General features: G+C 73.8%; 13 protein-coding genes. 3 read left to right on the forward strand and 10 right to left on the reverse strand.

Going from position 1 to position 20,448, the window contains the following annotated elements; all coding sequences use genetic code 11:
- The first annotated feature begins 60 nt into the window (after window positions 1–60).
- Window positions 61–1,551: an FAD-dependent monooxygenase gene (locus AB0H84_RS21095; protein ID WP_357606413.1), complete on the forward strand. Its 1,491-nt coding sequence runs from the start codon at window positions 61–63 to the stop codon at window positions 1,549–1,551.
- 12 nt (window positions 1,552–1,563) lie between these two features.
- On the opposite strand, the gene AB0H84_RS21100 is transcribed toward AB0H84_RS21095, so the two are convergent.
- Entirely contained in the window at window positions 1,564–3,876 is a 2,313-nt protein-coding gene (locus AB0H84_RS21100) for a penicillin acylase family protein (RefSeq protein ID WP_357606416.1), read from the reverse strand.
- A gap of 137 nt (window positions 3,877–4,013) precedes the next feature.
- On the opposite strand from AB0H84_RS21100, the gene AB0H84_RS21105 reads away from it, so the two are divergent.
- Window positions 4,014–5,243, forward strand: coding sequence for a transposase (locus AB0H84_RS21105; RefSeq protein ID WP_357606419.1), 1,230 nt, complete (start codon window positions 4,014–4,016; stop codon window positions 5,241–5,243).
- Window positions 5,244–5,251: 8 nt separating this feature from the next.
- On the opposite strand, the gene AB0H84_RS21110 is transcribed toward AB0H84_RS21105, so the two are convergent.
- From AB0H84_RS21110 to AB0H84_RS21150, 9 genes are all read right to left on the reverse strand, one after another.
- A complete protein-coding gene (locus AB0H84_RS21110; protein ID WP_357606422.1) occupies window positions 5,252–7,465 on the reverse strand; it encodes an FtsX-like permease family protein in 2,214 nt (737 codons plus the stop codon).
- The gene (locus AB0H84_RS21115) at window positions 7,462–8,154 is read right to left on the reverse strand and encodes an ABC transporter ATP-binding protein (RefSeq protein ID WP_357606425.1); all 693 of its coding nucleotides are present in this window, start codon (window positions 8,152–8,154) and stop codon (window positions 7,462–7,464) included. Before AB0H84_RS21115 ends, AB0H84_RS21110 begins: the two co-directional genes overlap by 4 nt.
- Entirely contained in the window at window positions 8,151–8,678 is a 528-nt protein-coding gene (locus AB0H84_RS21120) for a PadR family transcriptional regulator (protein ID WP_357606428.1), read from the reverse strand. The genes AB0H84_RS21115 and AB0H84_RS21120 overlap by 4 nt, the downstream gene beginning before the upstream one ends.
- A gap of 121 nt (window positions 8,679–8,799) precedes the next feature.
- Window positions 8,800–9,990, reverse strand: a complete 1,191-nt coding sequence (locus tag AB0H84_RS21125; RefSeq protein WP_357606431.1) for a hypothetical protein — start codon at window positions 9,988–9,990, stop codon at window positions 8,800–8,802.
- A complete protein-coding gene (locus tag AB0H84_RS21130) occupies window positions 9,987–10,499 on the reverse strand; it encodes a SigE family RNA polymerase sigma factor (RefSeq protein WP_357606434.1) in 513 nt (170 codons plus the stop codon). The genes AB0H84_RS21125 and AB0H84_RS21130 overlap by 4 nt, the downstream gene beginning before the upstream one ends.
- 58 nt (window positions 10,500–10,557) lie before the next feature.
- Window positions 10,558–13,347: an FAD-binding and (Fe-S)-binding domain-containing protein gene (locus AB0H84_RS21135; RefSeq protein WP_357606437.1), complete on the reverse strand. Its 2,790-nt coding sequence runs from the start codon at window positions 13,345–13,347 to the stop codon at window positions 10,558–10,560.
- 228 nt (window positions 13,348–13,575) lie between these two features.
- The gene (locus AB0H84_RS21140; RefSeq protein ID WP_357606440.1) at window positions 13,576–14,352 is read right to left on the reverse strand and encodes an SDR family oxidoreductase; all 777 of its coding nucleotides are present in this window, start codon (window positions 14,350–14,352) and stop codon (window positions 13,576–13,578) included.
- Window positions 14,353–14,392: 40 nt separating this feature from the next.
- Complete coding sequence (locus tag AB0H84_RS21145) at window positions 14,393–16,924, reverse strand: FtsX-like permease family protein (protein WP_357606443.1); 2,532 nt, start codon at window positions 16,922–16,924, stop codon at window positions 14,393–14,395.
- Window positions 16,918–17,646 carry an ABC transporter ATP-binding protein gene (locus AB0H84_RS21150; RefSeq protein ID WP_357606445.1) on the reverse strand — a complete coding sequence of 243 codons (729 nt, stop codon included), beginning with the start codon at window positions 17,644–17,646 and terminating at the stop codon, window positions 16,918–16,920. Before AB0H84_RS21150 ends, AB0H84_RS21145 begins: the two co-directional genes overlap by 7 nt.
- 63 nt (window positions 17,647–17,709) lie before the next feature.
- On the opposite strand from AB0H84_RS21150, the gene AB0H84_RS21155 reads away from it, so the two are divergent.
- Window positions 17,710–20,436, forward strand: coding sequence for a LuxR family transcriptional regulator (locus AB0H84_RS21155; protein ID WP_357606448.1), 2,727 nt, complete (start codon window positions 17,710–17,712; stop codon window positions 20,434–20,436).
- Window positions 20,437–20,448 lie beyond the last annotated feature (12 nt).

Genomic DNA, 20,448 nt, shown 5'->3' on the forward strand with positions numbered 1-20,448 from the left:
TCTACGGTTGTGGCCTAGTCTACGAGACGAGACGGTCTAGTCTAGTTTTGAGGAGCGACAATGGACGCCGACGTCATCGTGGTCGGGGCCGGGCCGGTGGGGCTGCTGCTCGCCGCCGAGTTACGGCTCGCCGGAGCCAGGCCGCTGGTGCTGGAGCGGCTCGCCCGGCCGAGCACCGAGCCCAAGGCCCGTGGGATCGGAGCGCTCGCCACCGAGGCGCTGCGCCGCCGCGGGCTGGGCGGGGCTCTGGCCGCGCACCAGGAGCAGGGGCTCGCCGACAAGGCACGCGACCACGGCAGCGAGAAGGGCCACTTCGCCCAGATCTTCAAGATCGACCCTGCCCTGCAGGAGGAGCCGGAGCGGGTCGGCACGCTGATCTGGCAGCCGGATCTCGAACGCCTCCTCGCCGAGCACCTCACCTCGCTGACCAGCGAGCCGTCCATCCTGCGTGCGCACGAGGTGATCGCGCTGACCCAGGACGACTCCGGCGTCACGGTCACCGCCGGCACCCCGGCCGGAGAGCGGCGCTTCTCCGCGCGGTACCTGGTCGGCTGCGACGGGGGGCGTTCGGCCGTACGCAAGCTGGCCGGGTTCGACTTCCCCGGCACGGAGCCCACGAGCGTCGTACGGCGGGTCCTGACCGACGCCCCCGGCCTCGACAAGCTCCCCGAATCGGGCTGGACCCCCACGGGCAGGCTGATGCGGGCGCCCGGCATGGTGGCGACGGTCGAGTTCGACGGGTTTCCCGAGGACCGCGGGCTGCCGCTGACCGCCGAGGAGATGCGCGCGAGCCTGCAGCGGGTGACGGGCGTGGACGTCGAGCTCCCGGAGGTGCGCGGCGGGCTGCGGTTCACCGATGGCGCGCGCCAGGCGGCCACCTACCGGCTCGGCCGGGTGCTGCTGGCGGGCGACGCCGCGCACGTCCACTCGCCGAACGGCGGCCAGGGGCTCAACCTCGGCCTCATGGACGCCGTCAACCTGGGCTGGAAGCTCGCCGCCACGGTCACCGGGTGGGCGCCGGAGGGCCTGCTCGACACGTACACCGCGGAACGCCACCCCGTGGGCGCGGCCGTCCTGCACAACACGCGCGCCCAGTCCGCGCTGCTGCTGCCGGGGGCGCACGCGGCGGCCATGCGTGACATCGTGTCGGACCTGCTCGACTTCCCGGAGGTCAACCGCTACTTCGGCCGGATGCTGAGCGGGCTCGGCACCCGGTACGAGCTCCCGTACCCGGCCACCCACCCGCTGGCCGGTCGCGCCTGCCCGGACCTGCGGCTGGTGACGGCCACGGGGGAGACCCGCACGCTCTCGGAGCTCTGCGGGTCCGGGCGGACGCTCCTCGTTCACGCGCCGTCGCAGCCCGAGGCCGCCGAGGCGGCGGGGCCGTGGCGCGGGGCGCTGGACGTGGCGGAGGCGACCGTACGGGATCGCGACGACCTGGCGTCCGCGCTGATCCGGCCGGACGGGACGGTCGCGTGGGCGTCCGGCCCCGGCCCCGCCGACACGGTCACCCTGACGGCCGCCCTCCGCGCCTGGCTGCCGCCCGCCTGAGGACGGCGTGCCTCACCCGCGCACCGTGGCCCTGGTCAGCTTCGGGTCGGCGGCGATCTCGGCCTCGGTGAAGCGCTCGGTGACCCACCGGCCGCGCGAGAACAGGGCCGTCTGGTCGGTGTGGTGGGGCGAGCGCGGGTCGGTGGAGAGCGAATAGGTGAGGACGGTGCGCGTACGGGGACCGTCCGGCGTGAGCTCGACGGCCATCATGAAGCTCGAACCGGTGTCCACCTCCGGGTAACGGCCGTCGGCGCCGAGCCGGCCGCGCATGCGCACCCTGTCGAAGCAGCCCTCGCCTTCGGTGCATCCGGGAATCGGGATCGAGGAGTAGTGCTGCGCCTGGCCGGGGGTGAGGGTCAGGGGAATGCGGTTGGTCCGGAAGTAGCGCACGGCCTCCGCCAGGGCCTGCCGCACCACCGGGTCGTCGTGCTTGAGGCCCCGCGGGGTGGCCAGCGGACGCGCGGGATCGAACGGCACCCGCCACGGGCTGTAGACCGGCTCTCCCGGCCTGGCCGGACGCTCGAGCCGGGCGAAGAACTCACGCCACAGGACGGCCCCCTTCCCGTCCAGAGTGGCCCGCCCGTCCCAGGCGGCCAGCATCCGGCACGCCTCGCCCACGTCGACCCGCTCTCCGTCGGAGGTGGTCGGCTCGGAGCCGGTACGGCAGAGCTTCAGCAGGTCCGGGCGCATGAGCTCGAAGGTGTGGTTGCGCTTGCCCTGCGAGGCGGCCTGCAACGTCTCCAAGGTGAAGCCGGGAGCGCCGAGCCCGTCGGTCCCGGAGAGCCGCTGGGCGATCATGTCCAGGCTGACGCGGGGGCGCGGCTCCAGGTCGGTGCGCGCCTTGCCCCACACGCGCGGGTAGCCGGTCAGCGGCGCCGCCGGGTTCGTCATCCAGGAGGTGTTGTTGGAGTTGGCCACGTAGTCGGCGCGGGTCAGCCTCGGCTGGCCGGCCGGCCCGAAGATGCCGGGTACGACGGCGTCGCGGTCCCTGCCCCACAGGCACGCGGAGGTCGAGCCGTCCAGGACGTACTCCTCCAGGCCCGGGATGGGCGACGGCTTGGCGCAGCGCTCCGCCTGGGCGTCGGTGACATGGGGGACCACCGAGGCGTCGGCGAAGTAGGCGCTCCCGCCGACGTCGGTGGCGAGCGTGTGGACGAACGGCATGCCCTGGTACGCGGCCTGGGCGGCCCGGAGCTCGGCGAGGTTCCGCGACTTCGCCATCGCCAGCCACTCGTCGGCCGCGCGCAGGTTGGCGGCGTTGGCGTCGGCCAGCGCGTAGGCGACCTTGTCGGTGTGGCCGGCGGCCAGCACCGGGCCGTAGCGTGAGGTGAGGAGCGTGTGCTCCACGACGGTGCCGTCCTGCAGGGTGACCTGCACCTGCTGGCGGCCCATCGGCTCGGTCCGGCCGTCCACGCGGTAGCTCGTGGGGTCCGCGAGGTCGAGCCGGTAGAGGGTGAAGCGCTGGGCGTGGGAGACGGTGTGGGTCCAGGCCGTGGTCGCGTTGTGACCGATCTGGACGACCGGCATGCCGTACAGGCTGCCGCCGGAGACGTCGAGCACGCCGGGGATGGTCAGCTGCACCTGGTAGAAGCGGCGGATGCCGTTCCAAGGGAAGTGCGGGTCGGCCAGCAGCATGCCGTGGCCGTCACGGGTCGCGCGGCGGCCGAGCGCCCAGCCGTTGCTGCCCGGGGCCGGCCCCGGCCGCGCCTCCTCGGCCTCGGCCTCTCCGACGATGTACTCCTTGAGCTGGGAGCTGCTCGCCATGCGGTCGAGGTCGAGGATGTTGTTCCAGATGTCGGTGGCGGTGATGGGGCCGACCCAGCTCTTGCCCCTGCAGGTGGGGTCCGGCAGGTTCGCGGCGCCGGTCTGCTCCAGGTAGCGGTTGTACCCGGCGACGTAGCCGTCGACGAGCCGGCGCAGCTCGTCGCTCGGGCCCACCGGCGGTGGCTGGCTCAGCAGCCGGCGCACGACGCCGGAGTCGGCGACGCTCTTGTGGTAGACGTCGCTGACCAGGTTGGCGACCGGCCTGACCGGGTCGTCGGAGTCCGCCTCGGGGCCGAAGTACCTGGACCGCTCGCCCCGCAGGGTCACCACCCAGGAGGCCAGCACGCAGAGGTTGTCCTGCGCGAAGGCGTAGCCGTACCCGAATCCGAGCCAGCCGTAGTCCTTGGCGGACACGTGGGGGAGGCCGTACTCGGTGCGGCGGATCTCGGCGGAGTAGTGGCCGTCGGCCGCCAGGGCGGGCGCGCCGGGGCGTAACGCCACCACGGCGGCGGCGACCAGGGCCAGTGCGACGAGCACGGCCGGTCTCAGCTTGAGTCTCATCTGGACTGTGGCGCAGATACCCGGTCCTTCAGGACCGGGAGGAAGCGCCACCCCTCCTTTCGAAAACAATATGGAAAAAGTCAGTAACAGTCAGTAACATATGCGGTGGGTGATGCTGCAGTGACAGGAGGTGTGCGATGGCGATCCGCCGCTCGGCCGCCAAACGACAGGGCCTGCCCACGGTCGTGCAGCTGCGCCTCGCCCCCACCTCCGCCCAGGCCGACGCCCTGGCCACCGCCGTGCAGGTGTGCAACCAGGCAGCCGCCTACATCTCCCGCCTGGCCTGGCAGCAGCGCACCTTCCCCGTCCTCGACCTGCACCGGCTCGCGTACCACCAAGCGCGGGCCCACGTCGGCGGGTTGGGTGCCCAGGCAGCCGTGCGCGCCATCGCCCGGGTCGCCGGCGCTTACGCCAACCGCCGCGCCAGCAGGAAACGCGCCCACATCTTCCGCCCGCACGGCGCCGTCCCCTACGACGCGCGCCTGATGAGCTGGAACCGGGATGCCCGGACCGTGTCGCTGTGGACCCCTGCAGGCCGCATGCACGTCTCCTACACCGGTCGCGAGGAAGACCTCAAAGCGCTCGATACGCTCCCGATCGGGGAGGCCGACCTGATCTGCCGCAAAGGCGTGTGGCTGCTGCAGGTGACCGTCACCGTGCCCAAGCCGGCGGTGCGCGAGCCGGTTAGCGGCTTTCTGGGAGTCGATCAAGGGGTGGTGAACCTGGCGGTCACCTCTGATGGAGCGGTGCTGCCCGGCCCCGCTCTGCCTGGGCCTATCCACGGTAATGGCCACGTCGGCGCCCTGCGCGAGCGGCGGTATCGGCAGCGCCGGCGGTTGCAGAAGAAGGGCACTTCTGCGGCGCGGCGGGTGTTGCGCCGTCTGTCCGGGCGTGAGCACCGGATGATGACCGATGTCAACCACCAGATCAGCAAGTATGCGGTGCGCGAAGCCGAACGCACCGGCCGCGGCGTCGCCCTGGAGGACCTCCAGGGCATCCGCTCCCGGGTAAGGGCTCACCGGCTCCAGCGGCGCACCCTGCACTCCTGGGCGTTCGCCCAGCAGATCGCGTTCACCCGCTACAAGGCCGCCCGGGCCGGGATCGCCTTCACCCTCGTCGATCCCGCCTACACCAGCCAAGCCTGCCCCGAATGCGGATGGACCAGCAGGGCGAACCGGCCGGCACGGGGCCGCTTCGCCTGCATCCGGTGTGGCCTCGCTGGGCACGCCGACCACACCGCGGCCCGCAACATCGCCCAACGCGGCGTCGCGGGCTGGGCTGCCGTCAACCAGCCACACGCTACCGGCCTCCCTTCAGCCAGACGGGCCCGTGAGAGCAAGCCACCGGCTTCAGCCGGTGGCAGTTGACGTGGCTCCTATTCGAAACGCGCGTTGTCGGGCGCGGTCATGCGCCGGAGCAGCGGCAGGGCCGTGAGGATCACCAGGAGGGAGGCGGCCAGGCCGCCGCCGAGGGAGGCGAAGTAGACAGGTCCGGGCATCGCCAGGGAGGCGCCCTTCATCGCCAGCTGGCCGATGAGCGGCTCGGCCACGCCGAAGCCGGCGCCGGCGGCGAGCGCGGCGGCCAGCACGAGCGGCAGCGCCGACTCCAGCAGCACCACCGTGGCCAGGGTGCGGATGGGCGTGCCGGTCAGCCGCAGCAGGGTGAACGGCTGCCGGCGCTCCACCAGGCCGCCGCCGACCGCCACCACGAGGCTGCACGCGCCGGCGACCAGGGTGAGCGCCACCATGGCCAGCGCGATGTTCTCCGCCCGGGTGTACAGGTCCGCTCTGACCTGGGCGACCTCGGCGAAGGTCATCGGGGCTTCCGCGGCGTGGCCGGCCAGCAGCGTACGCAGCCGCTCCAGCGTCGCCGTGTCGCCCGCGCGGACCATGACGGCTCTCAGCTCGAGCCCCGTGGCGGAGGTGGCCTCGCTGGCGGGGCCCGCCAGGGGGAGGAGCCGGTCGATGGTGAGGGGGTTGTCGGCGCCGACGATCCGGTCGAAACGCCCCATCACGGCCCGCGCGCCCGCGGGGCACCGGCCGAGCACGGGGAAGAGGGCCAGGCCCGAGCACTCGACGACGGAGGTCGCGGGCGGCGGGCCGTCAGGCGTCGGGCGGACGCTCTCCAGGTCCGCCCTGGCGTAGATCGGCAGCACGTCCACGCCGGGGTGGGCGCGCAGCCGGGCCAGCAGGTCCGCGCCCGCCCGCGGTGCCAGGCCCTCGATGCCCGGCCGGTAGAGCGTGGCGCCCAGCACGCCGTTGAGCGTGCCGCCGGCCACGGCCTGCTGGCCCTTGACCACGGCTGGGACGAGGGCCGCGATCGTCGTGCCGATGAACACCGCCAGCACCAGCCCGCTCACCGACCTGAAGGCGGTCTTCGGGTCGGCGGCCAGGCGCTGCGCGGCCAGCAGCGTCGCCGCCCCGCGGGTCAGCCGGGCGGTCAGGCGCGCGGCCAGCATCGTCAGCCATGGGCCGGCCAGCACGAGCCCGACCATGATAAGCGCGATCCCGGCGTCGGCCGGCAGGGCGTCGGGTTTGCCCTCCTTGAACGCCGGGCCCGCGAACAGCCCCAGCCCGGCCAGCAGCGGGAGCACCCGCCACGCCCTCGGTGGCGGCGGGGCGGCCTTCCTGGCCACGCCGAGCGGTGAGACCCGCACCCGGCGCAGCGACCACAGGGCGGCGCCGGCCGAGACGAGCGGCACGCAGGCGAGCACGGCCGCGTACTGCCAGGGGCTCGGGACGGCCAGCTCGGGGAAGAAGCGCGAACCGGTGATCCGCACCTCGGCCACGGCCGGGCGTACCAGCTGGAAGAGCGCGACGCCGGCCAGCGCGCCGAGCAGCGCGCCCAGCGCGGCGTCCACCGCGGCGAGGACGTTGATCTGCCGGGAGGTGGCGCCGACCAGCCTGATCGCGGCGAAGCGACCTTCGCGGCGGGCGGCGGCCAGGCGGGTGGCGGTGCCCACCAGCACCAGCAGCGGGACGATCAGCCCGATCGCGGCGATGCCGAACCCGAACTGATAGATCTGCGCACTGTCGTCGGCCTCGGGCTCGGTGGCGACCGTGTCGACCTGCCGGGTGCCGATCATGGCGGCGACCTCCTGCGGCGTCCGTCCCACCACGACGGCCAGCTCGTCGGGCCCGGCCAGCGCCGCCCGGCCGATCAGGCCCGCCCGCTCTCCCGGGAAGCGGTCGGCGAGCTGCTCGCGCGGCGCCGAGTCCAGCAGCCTGGCCAGCGCGGGCGAGGCGTAGTACCGGCCGGGGGCGGGCATGCTCGGCAGGCCGGGGATGACCGGCGCCCGGGGGCCCAGCGCGGCGGCGTCGAGCCGCTTGATCGTCCGGCCCGCGTAGTAGTCCTCGCGGAGGTTCCACAGCGCGCCGTCGGCGGTGGCGTCCAGGGCCCAGCCGCTGGGCGCCGTGCCCTGCGTGCACTCCCAGCAGGGGCGGTCGTAGGTGGCCTGGAAGGCGTTGAACAGCGACAGCGTGGCCAGCAGCACCGCGACGCCGACCGCCACCCCGGCCACGATCAGCGCCAGCCGGGCCGCCGTCTCCCTGCCGCTGTGCAGCGACAACCGCAGGCCCAGGAGGATCATCGGACGACCCTGCCCGCGTACGGGTCGGTCACCTTGCCGTCGCGCACGACGACCTCCCGGTCGGCGCAGGCGGCGACCCGGGCGTCGTGCGTCACCACGATCACGGCGGCGCCCTCCTCGCGGGCCAGGCCCACCAGCAGGTCCATCACGTGCTCGCCGGTGAGCGAGTCGAGCGCGCCGGTCGGCTCGTCGGCGAAGACCACCCGCGGCCGCGTCACCAGCGCTCTGGCGATGGCCACCCGCTGCGCCTGCCCGCCGGACAGCTCCGCGGTACGCCGGCCGCCCAGTCCGGCCAGCTCCAGCCGCTCCAGCCAGGAGGCGGCCCGCGCGTAGGCGTCCTTGCGCCTGGCGCGGCCGAGCAGCAGCGGCAGCGCCACGTTGTCGGTCACGGTCAGCTCGGGCACGAGCTGGCCGAACTGGAAGACGAAGCCGAAGGCGGTGCGCCGCAGCTCGCTGCGGCGGCCGTCGTCGAGCGTGTCCAGCCGCCGCCCGTCGAACCAGACCTCGCCGCTGTCCGGGGTGAAGATCCCGGCCAGGCAGTGCAGCAGCGTCGACTTGCCGGAGCCGCTCGGCCCCATGATGGCCAGCACCTCGCCCGCCGTCACCGACAGGCTGGCCTCCCGCAGCGCGGGCGTGCTGCCGAAGGAGCGGCTGATCCCCTCGGCCCGTAGCAGCGCGTTGACGATCACCGGTTGCGCACCGTCTCCGCCAGCGCCTCCAGCCGGGCCTGGGTGACGTCGATCCACCGCAGGTCGGCCTCGAGGCGGAACAGGGCATGGTCGGCGAGGAGCGTGTCGACCAGCGTCCCTTCGCGCCTGATCTCGGTCAGCTCCCGCATGCGCCGCAGATGCGTCGCGCGCTGGGCGTCGAGGTAGCCCGCCGCGTCGCGGCCCAGCATCAGCGCCAGCACGACCTTGGTGAAGAACACCGTCTGCAGGTACGGCTCGGCCGCGACCGGCTCGGCCAGCCACGACTCGACCTCGCTCGTGCCGATGGGGGTGATGGCATAGCGCTTGCGGTCGGGGCCGTCGCCGGGCTCGCTCTGCCCGGCGGTGATCTTGCCGTCCCGGGTCAGGCGGGCGAGCGTGGAGTACACCTGGCCGAAGGGGAGCGATTTGCCCCCGCCGAAGTAGGTGTCGTAGTCGCGTTTCAGGTCGTATCCGTGGCTCGGCTGCCGCTCGAGGAGGCCGAGCAGCGCTAGAGGGACGCTCATGACCGGAGAATATACACCGAGAGTATATTCACGAGGCATAAGGTTCTTGGCGACGCGGTGCAGGTGCCCGCTCCCGTGCTCGTCGTCCGCGGCAGCACCGCCTCGCCCGGCGGGTGACCCCCTATCCCGGGATGGCGGGGAGATCGATCACCACCCGCTTGTCGCCGAGGTCGTAGGTGAGCACGTAGCGCGTGGTGTGGTCGATGGTGACGGCCTGCATGTAGTCGGAGGCGGTCCTGTCGTTCACCTTGATCTCGAAGCGGATGCCGAGGTCGCCGGTCCTGTGGGTCTTGAGGTCGTACAGGTACAGGCGGTTGTCGGCCCTGGACGAGCTCTGCCGGAGCACGATGAAGCGATCGAGAGCGGGCGGTCCCGGAGGAAGCGGGTTGGCGGGCAGCGTGCGCCGGCCGGAGCCGTCACGGCGGAGTGCTTGCGCCTGGTGGTTCACACACCAGGTGAGCGAGCAACTCGCGGTGCCGGTTCTGGCGTCGCGCCGTTCTCCGGTCAGGACGTTGACCAGGCGCTGGAACGTGAAGCGGGAGTCGGGCAGTTCGTCGGGCCTGGCCCCTGAAATGCCCGCCCACGGCCACTGGAGCAGGTGGTACCGCTTGGTGCCGGGGATCCGGGCCGGGTCGCCGCCGGAGAGCGGGGCCCGGTAGAGGCCGCCCTCGATGCCGCGCGACCAGACGACCTTGTCACCCACGACCGTCATCAGGTCGATGTCGCCATATTTCATGGTCTGGCGGATGGAGGTGACCTTGCGTGCCGTGCCCCCCGTTACCGGGGCCGTCCAGATGTCCAGCAGCCCTTTGACCGTCCCCCAGGACACCGTGTACCAGACCAGCCGTCCGCTTCCGACCACGACGGACGAGGTGTAGTCCGTCCTGGGCGGCGGCACGAACGCGACCAGCCGCTTAACGGTGCCGGATCGGACGTCGTACGACCACCAGACCGTGTCGCCCTTGCCGGTCCTGGCCAGCAGCGTGCGTTCGTCGAGGAACGCCTCCGGGCGGTAGGCGAGGCCGTTCGGCAGCTTCTGCGGCAGGACGTGCGTGGCACGCGGCCACAACTTCGAAACCGGCACGGGACGGCTCGTGTCGGCGGCGACCGGCCCGTCCTTCTTCTCCGGCGCGGTCCGCTGGATCACCACGGTGGTGGCGGCGATGAGCACGGCCACCCCGGCGGCCACCAGCACCGGCCGCCAGACGCGCCGGCGTGCGGGCTGTCCGGGCAGGAACCGGCCGGGCGGTGGCGGCTCCTCCTCGCGCGACATGTCGGCGAGCGTCTCTCGTAGCAGGTCTTCGATGTTCACGCCGGCTCCCTCATGGTCCTCAACTCGGGGGCGACCTTCTTCAGCCGTTCCAGCGACCTGTGGGTCTGGCTCCGCACCGACCCCACGCTGATGCCGAGCACCTTGGCGATCTCGCTCTCCGGCAGGTCCTCGAAGTAACGCAGCACGAGGACGGCCCGCTGGCGAGGCGTCAGCCGGGCCAGCGCCGAGCGCATCACCAGCCGCAGGTCCGCGACATCGGCGTGCCCGTCGTCGGCCCGGTCGGGCAGGTGGTCGGTGGACACCTCGGCCGCCTTGGAGCGCCGCCGCCACCAGCTCACCTGTTCGTGGTACATGGCGCGGCGGACGTAGCCCTCGACGGCGGCCGGATCGCGCAGCCTGGCCAGGTTCGCGGCCGTTTTGGCCAGCGCCGACTGCACGAGGTCCTCGGCGGAGTGACGGTCCCCGGTCAGCAGGTAGGCGGTACGGAACAGGGCCGCCGAACGCTCGACGACGAACGTCCGGAACTCCGCTGCACGATCTGGATCCACCCGGCCTCCTTGCCTGTGTCACCAAGCAAGGACGCGGAGGAGGCAGGAAACTATGCCGTCATGCGGTGACCTGGTCGAGCAGCTCGAGCAGATGGAGGTACGGCTTGCCGGTGGCGCGGGTCAGGCCGAGCTCGCAGGTGCGGTTGACCGAGGCGTGCGCGGCGAAGTCCCCGGCCGTCACGGACGCGGCTTCGGCGCGGGTGGCCGAGGCGGTCAGCTCCGGGTGGAGCAGGCCGCGGTCGCCGGCGAAGGCGCAGCACTGCCAGCCGTCGGGGACCACGACCTGCTCCGCTATGGCCTGCGCGATCCGGGTGATGGCGGCGTCCAGGCCGAGCCGGGTGGAGGAGCAGGTGGGGTGCAGGGCCAGGGAGGGCAGGCGGCGGGCGTCCGGCAGCCGGGGCAGGATGTGCTCGGCGGTGAAGGCGACGGCGTCGATCACCTGGAGGCCGGGGACGAGGTGTCCGTAGCCCTCGGTGCAGGAGGCGGCGTCGCTGACGACCGGGACGCGGCCGCCGTCGGTGGCCGCGAGCAGGGTGTCGCTGACGCGGCGGCCCATCGCCTCGTGGCCGTCGGTGTACCCCTTCGACGACCAGGGCGTGCCGCAGCACAGGCTCCCGATCCCCTCCGGGACGTGCAGCCGCAGGCCGGCCCGCTCGGCCAGGCGCCGGAACGCGGTCATGACGCCGGGGCCGCCGTCGGCGGGGGCGAAGAGCGTGTTCAGGCAGGACGGGACGTAGACGGCGTCGGCGCCCGTGACCAGGGCGGGGCGTCGGCGCGTGCCGCCCCTGGGCAGGTCGCGGGTCCACTGCGGGACCGTGTCGGGGCCCGCGACCGAGCGTGCCGCGCGTGCGGCGGCCTCGGAGAGCCGGGGCGGGGCCGTGGCCGCGGTGTCCAGGGCCAGGTTCATGGCCCGGGTGATGCCGTCCCAGTGGCCGGCGGCGGTCTTCCAGCCCTTCTGCGCCAGGCGCCCGTGCCGCTCCGCCCGCAGGCGTTTGGTGAGGTCGCCGGTGTTGATGAGGACGGGGCAGGCGGTGGCGCACATGCCGTCCACGGCGCAGGTGTCCACGGCGTCGTAGCCGTACTCCTCCTCCAGCCGGCGGGCGAGCGCGTGGTCCCCGGCCGCCTGGGCGGCGGCCAGTTCACGGCGGAGCACGATGCGCTGGCGCGGGGTGGTGGTGAGGTCGCGGCTCGGGCAGACGGGCTCGCAGTAGCCGCACTCCACGCACCGGTCGACCTCGGGCTCGACGGTGACGACGGCCTTGAGGTCGCGCAGGTGGGCGTCCTCCCGGTCGGTGAGCAGGACGCCGGGGTTGAGCGTGCCCGCGGGGTCGCACAGGCGCTTGACCTCGCGCATCACCTCGTACAGCTCGTCACCGTACTGGCGGCGCACGAAGGGGGCCATGACCCGGCCGGTGCCGTGCTCCGCCTTGAGCGTGCCGCCCCGGCCGAGCACGGCCTCCACCATGTCCTCGGTGAAGTCGGCGTAGCGCCGCAAATCCGTGTCGAAGCGCTCGTTGAGCATGAAGTGCAGGTTGCCGTCCTTGGCGTGGCCGAAGATGACGCTGCGCTCGTACCGGTGCTTGGCGAACAGGTCGGTCAGCTCGTCGCAGAGGTCGGCCAGGGCGGGCACCGGCACGGCGACGTCCTCCAGGAGGGCGGTGGTGCCGCTGGGCCGGGCGCCGGCGACGGAGGCGTACAGGCCCTTGCGGATGTGCCACAGCGCGGCCCGGCCGCCGGCGTCCCTGCTGAGGCGGGCGGGGGCCGCGAGCCGCAGCCCGGCGAACGCCCGCTCGGCCGCGTGTTCGCGCTCGCCCAGCAGATCGGCGTCGGACTCCTGCCATTCGATCAGCAGCGCGGCGTGCTCCTGAACGGCGAGCGTGCGCAGCACGTCGTCGGCCTTCGGGTCGGTCTGGGCCACCCGCAGGGACTCGGCGTCCAGCAACTCGACGGCGGCGGGCCCGGCGGCGACCAGCTCGGGCATGGCCGCCATCGCCTGGCGCAGGCCGGGGAAGACGAGCAGGCCGGTGGCGGCCAGGGGATGCGCGGGGACCGTACGCAGCACCGCCTCGGCGACGAACCCCAGCGTGCCCTCGCTGCCGATGACCAGGTGGGCGAGGATCTGGGCGGGCGAGTCGTGGTCGAGGAAGCTGTTGAGGCCGTAGCCCATGGTGTTCTTGAGCGAGAACTGGGCGGTGACGCGGCGCACCGAGTCGGGGTTGCCGCGGACGCGGTCGCGCAGCCGTTCCAGGCCGGCGGCGAGGCCGGGTTCGAGGGCGCGCAGGCGCTCGTCGGCGTCGGGGGCCCCGGTGTCGAGGACGGTGCCGCTGGGCAGCACCAAGGCCATCGACTCGAGCGTCCGGTACGTGTTGGCGTGCGTGCCGCAGGTCATGCCGCTGGAGTTGTTCGCGACGACCCCGCCGATCGTGCAGGCCGACTCGCTGGCCGGGTCGGGGCCGAGCTTGCGGCCGAAGGGAGCCAGGCGGGCGTTGACCTGGCGCAGCACCGCTCCCGGCTGCACCCGTACCCGCGCCCCGCCGTCCAGCACCTCGACGCCGCGGAAGTGCCGGCGGGTGTCGACCAGCAGGTGCTCGCTCACGCCCTGCCCGCTCAGGCTGGTGCCGCCCGAACGGAAGGTCAGCGGCAGCCCGGCGCGCATCAGTGCCGCCACCTGGTCGGTGCTCTCGGGCACCAGCACGGCCTGCGGGGTGAGCAGGTAGTGGGAGGCGTCGTGCGCCATGCCGAGCCGGTCGCTCGCCCGGGTCCGGGCGATGCCGGGCACGGCGGCCTCCACCGCGGCCAAGGTCGCCTGGTCGGGCGCGCCCAGCCGCCGCGAGTCAGGATCAGTCACGCTGGTGCTCCCTTGAAGTCATCGCCGCGGGTCGATGTGGATCTTAGGACCCGGTCCGGCCCCCGGCCAGGGCGGGGCCAACCGCCCAGGATACCCACGGCGGTGCAGTCCTCGAGCCGCAGGTCACGGGGGGTGCGGCGGTGCCCGGCGCCCCGGACCGCCGCCGCGGCGCGCTCGGGGTTTCCCTGATCGGTGGCCGATGCGATGTACCGCCGGATCGCGGGACGGTCACGTGAAGAGCTGGCCGCCGTTGACGTCGACGGTGGCGCCGGTGATCGCCTTCGCGTGGGGGGAGGCGAGGTAGATCACCGCGCGGGCCACGTCCTCCTCCGTGGCGATCCGGCGCAGCGCCATCGCCGAGACGTCCCGCGCGCGGATCTCCTCGAACGTCACGCCCTCCGCCGCGGCCCGCGTCCGCATCCATTCGTCGAGCACCTCGCTGGCGATCCAGCCGGGCGCGACGCAGTTCACCCGCACCCCGTACGGCCCGAGCTCGTCGGCGAGACAGTGGGACAGCAGGTGCGCGGCGGCCTTGCCGGCGGCGTAGTCGCTGCGCCCCGCGTAGCCCGTGCGGGAGGACAGGGAGGTGATGTTCACGATCGAGCCAGAGCCCCGCGCCACCATGTGCGGTGCGATGAACCGGCAGGCCAGCAGCGTGCCGTAGCCGCCGGTCTCGACGGCCCGCCGCCACGCCTCCAGGTCGTCGTCGGACATGTCGAGCACGTTCCTGCGGTGCGACCCGGGGAAGGCGGCGTTGACCAGCACGTCCACCCGGCCGAACCGCTCGATCACGGTGTCGGCGAGCCGCCGTACGTCGTCGATCCGGGTCACGTCCGCGGCGACGGCCAGGGCGCCCGGCACCTCGGCGGCGCTCTGCTCAAGGGTGGCCGCGGTGCGGGCGGCCACGACGACACGGGCGCCCTCCTCGCTCAGCAGCCTCGCCAGGGTCCGCCCCAGTCCGGGACCCGCCCCGGTGACGATCGCGACTTCGCCCTCCAGCAGCACACCCTGACTCTACCAAGCGATTGCTCGAGCACAGGAGTTCTCATGCCCGGGGGATCGCCACCCCCTTGGTCCGGCTCGCGGGCAGGACGGCCGCCAGTACGGCGAGCACCGCGCAGAGGGCGATCACCCCGGTGACGGCCTGCCACGGCACGTCGACCGCGACGGGACCGGCCAGCTGCACCAGCGCGGCGTACAGTCCGAGCAGCCCGAGCGCCGTGGCCACGGCGGCCAGCACCACGCCCACCGCCATCACCAGCAGGGCCTCCGCCATGACGTACCGCAGGAGCTGGGCCTTGGTCGCGCCGAGCAGCCGCAGCGCGCCGTGCTCCGGCGCCCGGTCGGGAGCCGCCATCAGCAACGTGTTGACCAGGGCGATCACGGTGTAGCTCAGCATGATGCCGAGCACGGCCAGCAGGCCGAGGCGGCTGGCGGAGGCGCGGCGGTCGGCGGCGGTCGCGGCCCAGGCGGCCTTGGTCACGGCGCGGGCGTTGTGTCCCTCGGCGGCCTGCTCCAACCCCTTCCTGACCTCGGTGGCGGAGGCGCCGGGGCGCAGCTTCACGTAGGCGGCGGAGGGCAGGGCCGAGAGGGCGTGCGCCGGGGTGACGTACGAATCCGTGGCGGAGCCGGTGCCGAGCAGCGCGACGACCGTCAGGCTGACGTGGCTGCCGTCCGCCCGCCACATCTTCACCCGCTGCCCCAGGCCCAGCTCCCAGGTGGGGGAGACCGCGATCGTGTCGTCCCGCAGGCCCGCGAGCGATCCGGCGGTCACGGGCACCGACAGCGCGGTCGTGAGCGTGGCCGGGTTCACGGCCTCGGCGGGCCGCTGGATGATCTGGCTGCCATCGCCTTCGAGGGTGTAGAGGCTGGTCGAGGTCGCGGTGGTGACATCGGCGCCGGGGACGGCGCGCAGGCGTTCGACGAGCTGCCGGTCCAGGCCGCCGGTGCCCGCGGGCAGCACCAGGTAGTCGGCGCGTACGGGGGCGGTCTGCGTCGCCGACTTGGTGGCGTCGGTCATCGCCGCCCCGCCGAGCAGCGTCGCGGCCAGGGCCACGGTGACCAGGACCGGCGCGGCCGTGGCGGCGGTGCGCCGCGTCGAGACGACGGCGCCTGCGGGGACCACGAGGCCGCCCGCGCCGCGCAGCCGTCCGAGCGGGGCGGCGAGCAGGTTCGTGACCGGCCGGACGAAGACCGGGGCGAGCAGTCCCACGGAGGCGATCAGCAGCATGACGATGGGCATGAACGTCTTGTTGTTGGTGGCGCCGTCCGGGTCGGTGACGGCGTTGACGATCATGCTGATGACCGCGGTGGCGAGCAGTCCGCCTCCGGCGATCCAGCGCCCGATCGTCATGCTCTTCGGCTCCACCGCCGCCTCGCGCAGCGCCTCCGCGGGCCGCACCCGCCCCGCCCGCCGGGCGGCGACGACCACGCCGAGCGCGGCGACCAGCACGCCCGTGCCGAAGGCCACGTACGAGGGCGCCGAGGACGTCGAGGGCACGAGCCAGGCGGGCGCCATCCCGAGCGCGCTCAGCCGGTCCAGGATCGGCCGGGTGGCCAGCGGGCCGATCGACGCGCCGAGTGCCGACGCGGCGAGCGCGATCAGGAGGGCCTCGCCGTACACCATGCGCCTGACCTGGCCGGCGGTCGCTCCGATGGTCCGGAGCAGGGCGAACTCGCGCTGCCGCTGGCCGACCGCGAAGGCGAAGGTGGAGGACACCACGAAGACGGCGATGAATCCGGCGAAACCCGCGGCGATGCCGGCGATCGTGTTGGCGTTGTTCCGTGCCTGCTCGTCGGCCTCGCGGTACGGGTCGAGCAGCGCCCGGTCCTGCCCGGTCAGCACCCTGACCTTGCTGGAGACCGCCGGGCTCCCGCTCTCCCCGAACACGGGCGGGGACGTGGCCGGCCAGCCGAAGGTGTCGGCCTCCGGATCGAGGGCGCTCTCCGGCTCGGCCGCCGGGCCCAGGGCGGCGCGTACCTCGGTGACCGGCCGCCACACGGCCAGCGCGTCGATGCGCGGCGAGAGTGCCGCGGCCCGCTCGTCGGTGAAGAACACCGTGGGCTGCGGCCCCGCCGAGGCGATCCCCACCACCCGGTACGGCCGGGCCCCCGCCGCGGTCACCACCCGCACGCGCCGGCCGACAGGGGCGCCGGCGGTGACGACGATCTCGTCGTCACGCGAGGGCGCCCTTCCCGAGGACAACCGCTGTGGCGCCGTACGGGCCGCGGACCAGGGACGGCCGACGGCGGGCGGGCCTCCCGCGAGCTGCGCGGGGAAGACCCGGTCCACCACGGCCCCGGGCAGGCGGGCCGCCAGCTCGGCGGCCAGCCCCCGCGGCTCGGCCAGCGGCGCGCTGCTCTGCCCGAACGGGCTGCGCACCGTGAGCCGCTCGTCGGGCACGACCACGACGGGCGCGGCGGCGTAGCGCTGCGGGCCCCGGTCGGGCGAGGAGACGCCGGAGGCCAGCACCTGCCCGAGTGCGGCCATCAGAGCCGCGCCGAGCGCGAGTGCGACGAACGTGCCGGCGAAGGAGAGCCACCGGGTGCGCAGCGTGGACAGGGCGATCCTCAGCACGACGCCTCCAGCTGCAGCATCCGGGTCGCGATGTGCTCGGCTGAGGGATCGTGCATCTCCCCGTAGACCCGGCCGTCGGCCAGGAACACCACGCGGTCGGCGTAGGAGGCGGCCACCGGGTCGTGGGTGACCATGATGATCGTCTGGGCCTGCCGGTCGACCAGGTCGCGCATCAGGCGCAGCACGTCGCGGCTGGTGTTGGCGTCCAGGGCGCCGGTGGGCTCGTCGGCGAAGAGCACGGCGGGCCGGGTGACCAGGGCGCGGGCGATGGCGACGCGCTGCTGCTGGCCGCCGGACATCTCCGCCGGCCGGTGGTTCGCGCGCTCGGCCAGGCCCACGGCGGCCAGGCTCTGGCGCACCTGCTGGGCGTCGGGCCGGCGGCCGGCCAGGCGCAGCGGCAGGGCGACGTTCTGGGCGGCGGTGAGCGAGGGCAGCAGGTTGAAGGACTGGAACACGAACCCGATCCGGTCGCGCCGCAGCAGCGTCAGCTTCCGGTCGCCGAGCGTCGCCAGGTCCCGGCCGTCCACGATCACCCGCCCCGTGTCCGGCCGGTCCAGCCCGGCGGCGCACTGCAGCAACGTCGACTTGCCCGACCCTGACGGCCCCATCACGGCGGTGAACGTGCCGGCGCCGAAGCCGATCGACACGTCGTCGAGCGCCGTGACGCCGTGTGCGTAGTGTTTGGTGACCGAAGACAGGTCGACCGCTTGCATGGGAGTCATGGGCGATGACGCTATGTGGGCGGACATCTGTGGGGTACCGGACGAATGACTAGGATTCGTCCCGTGCTTCGGGGGCGGGAGTCTGATCAGAGAGCCATCGACGCGCTGCTCGACCAGGCGCGCGATGGACGCTCCGGCGTCCTGGTGATCAAGGGTGAGCCGGGCATCGGCAAGACCTCGCTCCTGGCATACGCCGAGGAACGCGCGGGGGACATGCAGGTGCTCCGCGGCCTGGGCATCGAGACCGAGGCGGACATCCCGTACGCCTCGCTCCACCTGCTCCTGCGGGGCGGGCTCGACCGCCTCGGCGCGCTGCCCGAGCTCCAGGCGGCGGCGCTGGCGGGCGCGCTGGGGCTCGCCCCCGCGAGAGCAGACGACCGCTTCCACGTCGGCGTGGCGGTGCTGTCGCTGCTGGCGGAGCTGGCCGAGGAGCGGCCCCTGCTCTGCCTGGTCGACGACGCGCACTGGCTGGACCAGGCGTCGGCGCGCGCGTTGCGCTTCGCCGCGCACCGGCTGCACGCGGAGGGCGTCGTGCTGCTCTTCGGCGCGCGTGACGAGTTCGACCCGGCGGGCCTGCCGGAGCGGCGGCTGGCCGGCCTGGACGACGGCAGCGCCGCCCAGGTGCTCGCCGACGCCGCGCCCGAGCTCACCGGCGCGACCCGCCTGAAGATCATCAAGGAGAGCGCGGGCAACCCGCTCGCCCTGCTCGAACTGCCGCGCACCGCCGATCTGCCGGCCTACGGCCACAGCCCGCTGCCGCTGCCGGAACGCCTGCGGCTGGCCTACGCCGCCCGCGTCGGCCGCCTGCCCCAGGACGCCCGGACCGCGCTCCTGGTCACCGCGCTGACGGACGGCGGCGACCTGAATGTGATCACGAACGCCTGCGCCGGCCTCGGCGTCGAACCCGCCGCTCTGGGCGCGGCCGAGCGTTCCGGGCTGGTCAGGATCGCCGGACGGCACGTGAGTTTCGTCCATCCGCTCATGCGCGCGGCGGTCTTCCAGCTCAGCACGTACGACCTGCGGCTGGAGGCGCACCGGATCCTGGCCGGGCTGCTGGCCGGGCAGCCCGACCGGCGGGCCTGGCACCTGGCCGCCGCCGCGACGGGCCCGGACGAGACGGCCGCGCGAGCGCTGGAGGAGAGCGCCGAGCGGGCCAGGGAGCGCGGCGCGAACGTCAGCGCCTCCGCCGCGTTCGAGCGGGCCGCCGAGCTGAGCGAGGATCGGGAGCTCAAGGGGCGGCGGCTGCTCTCGGCCGCCGTGGACGCCACCGAGGAGGGACAACTCCAGCGGGCCCAGCACCTCATCGACGCCGCCACCGGCCTCGTGCCGGACGCCTTGGCCCGCGTCACGCTGCCGACCCTGCGGGCCAGGATCGCCTTCGGCCAGGGCGCCCCGCGACGGGCCCACGAGCTGCTGCTCAAGGGCGCGGCGGACGTGGCCGCCGACGACCGCGCCGCCGCCGCCTTGATGCTGGTCGAAGCGGCACGCAACGCCAACCTGCTCGGCGACGCCGACGGGCTCGTCGAGGCCGCCGCCCGCCTGCGCGCGCCGGATCTGCGCCCGGAGGATGACCTCGACCTCGCCAGGCAGTCCGCCCTGGCATCGGCGTCGCTGCTGACGGACGGCCCCGCCGCCGCGCTGCCGCTGATGCGCGAGCTGGTGGCCAGGGGCAGCCGGATCACTCCGGAGATGCACTCACGCCGCATCAACGCCTCCTACTTCGCCCTCCAGGCCGGCGACTTCCAGGCCGCGGGGGAGATCGCGAGAGCGGCCGCCGAGGAATGCCGGGCCAACGGCGAGATCAGCAAGCTCGCCGTGCTCCACATCACGCTCGCCACCAGCGAGATCTTCGTCGGCAGGTTCACGGACGCCACGGCCACCGCGAGCGAGGGACTGCGGCTGACCGCGGAGACCGGCAGGACGAGCCGGGCCGGTTGCATGCAGGGCATGCTCGCCTGGATCGCCGCCGTACGAGGTGACGCGGGCCGCTGCGCCGAGCTGGCCGCCGCCTCGCACGCGCACTACGACGCCAACGGCATCGTCAACGGCCTGGCCTGGGCACAGTGGGCGCAGGCCCTGCTCGACGTGGGCCAGGGCCGCTTCGCCGAGGCGCTGGACCGGCTGGAGGCGGCCATGGCCGGTCCGGTGCGCCACCAGTTCCAGGCCGTGCACTTCGCCCCCGACCAGATCGAGGCCGCGGCCCGGCTCGGCCTGCCCGCCGACGGGGCGCTACGCCGCTACGAGTCCTGGGCACGGGCCTCGGGCCTGGCCTGGGCCGAGGCCGTCATGCACCGCTGCCTGGCCCTTGCCGAACCTGACGGGGATCGGGCACACGACCATTTCCGCACCGCCGTACAGCTGCACGCCGGCGTAGGCCGCTCCTGGGGCAGCCCGTGGGAGGCGGCGCGCACCGCGCTGGTCTACGGCGAGCGCCTGCGCAGGGATCGGCAGAAGAGCGCCGCCCGCGCCCACCTGCGTGCCGCGCTCGAGACCTTCGAGCGCCTGGACGCCCGGCCCTGGGCCGAGCGGGCCAGAGGCGAGCTGCGCGCCGCCGGCGACACCGGTCTGCCCGCCGTCGCCGCCGAGGCCCGCTCCGCCGCCTCCCCGCAGGACGTCCTGTCCCCGCAGGAGCTGCAGATCGTCCGCCTGGCCGCGGCGGGCCGCACCAACAAGGAGATCGGCGCGCGGCTCTTCCTCAGCCCCAAGACCGTCAGCTACCACCTCTACCGGGCCTTCCCCAAGCTCAACGTGGCGAGCCGGGCCCAGCTGGCCGGCCTCGACCTGGCCTGATCGGGGCCAGGT

This window comes from Nonomuraea sp. NPDC050786 (genome assembly GCF_040654115.1).
GTDB lineage: Bacteria > Actinomycetota > Actinomycetes > Streptosporangiales > Streptosporangiaceae > Nonomuraea.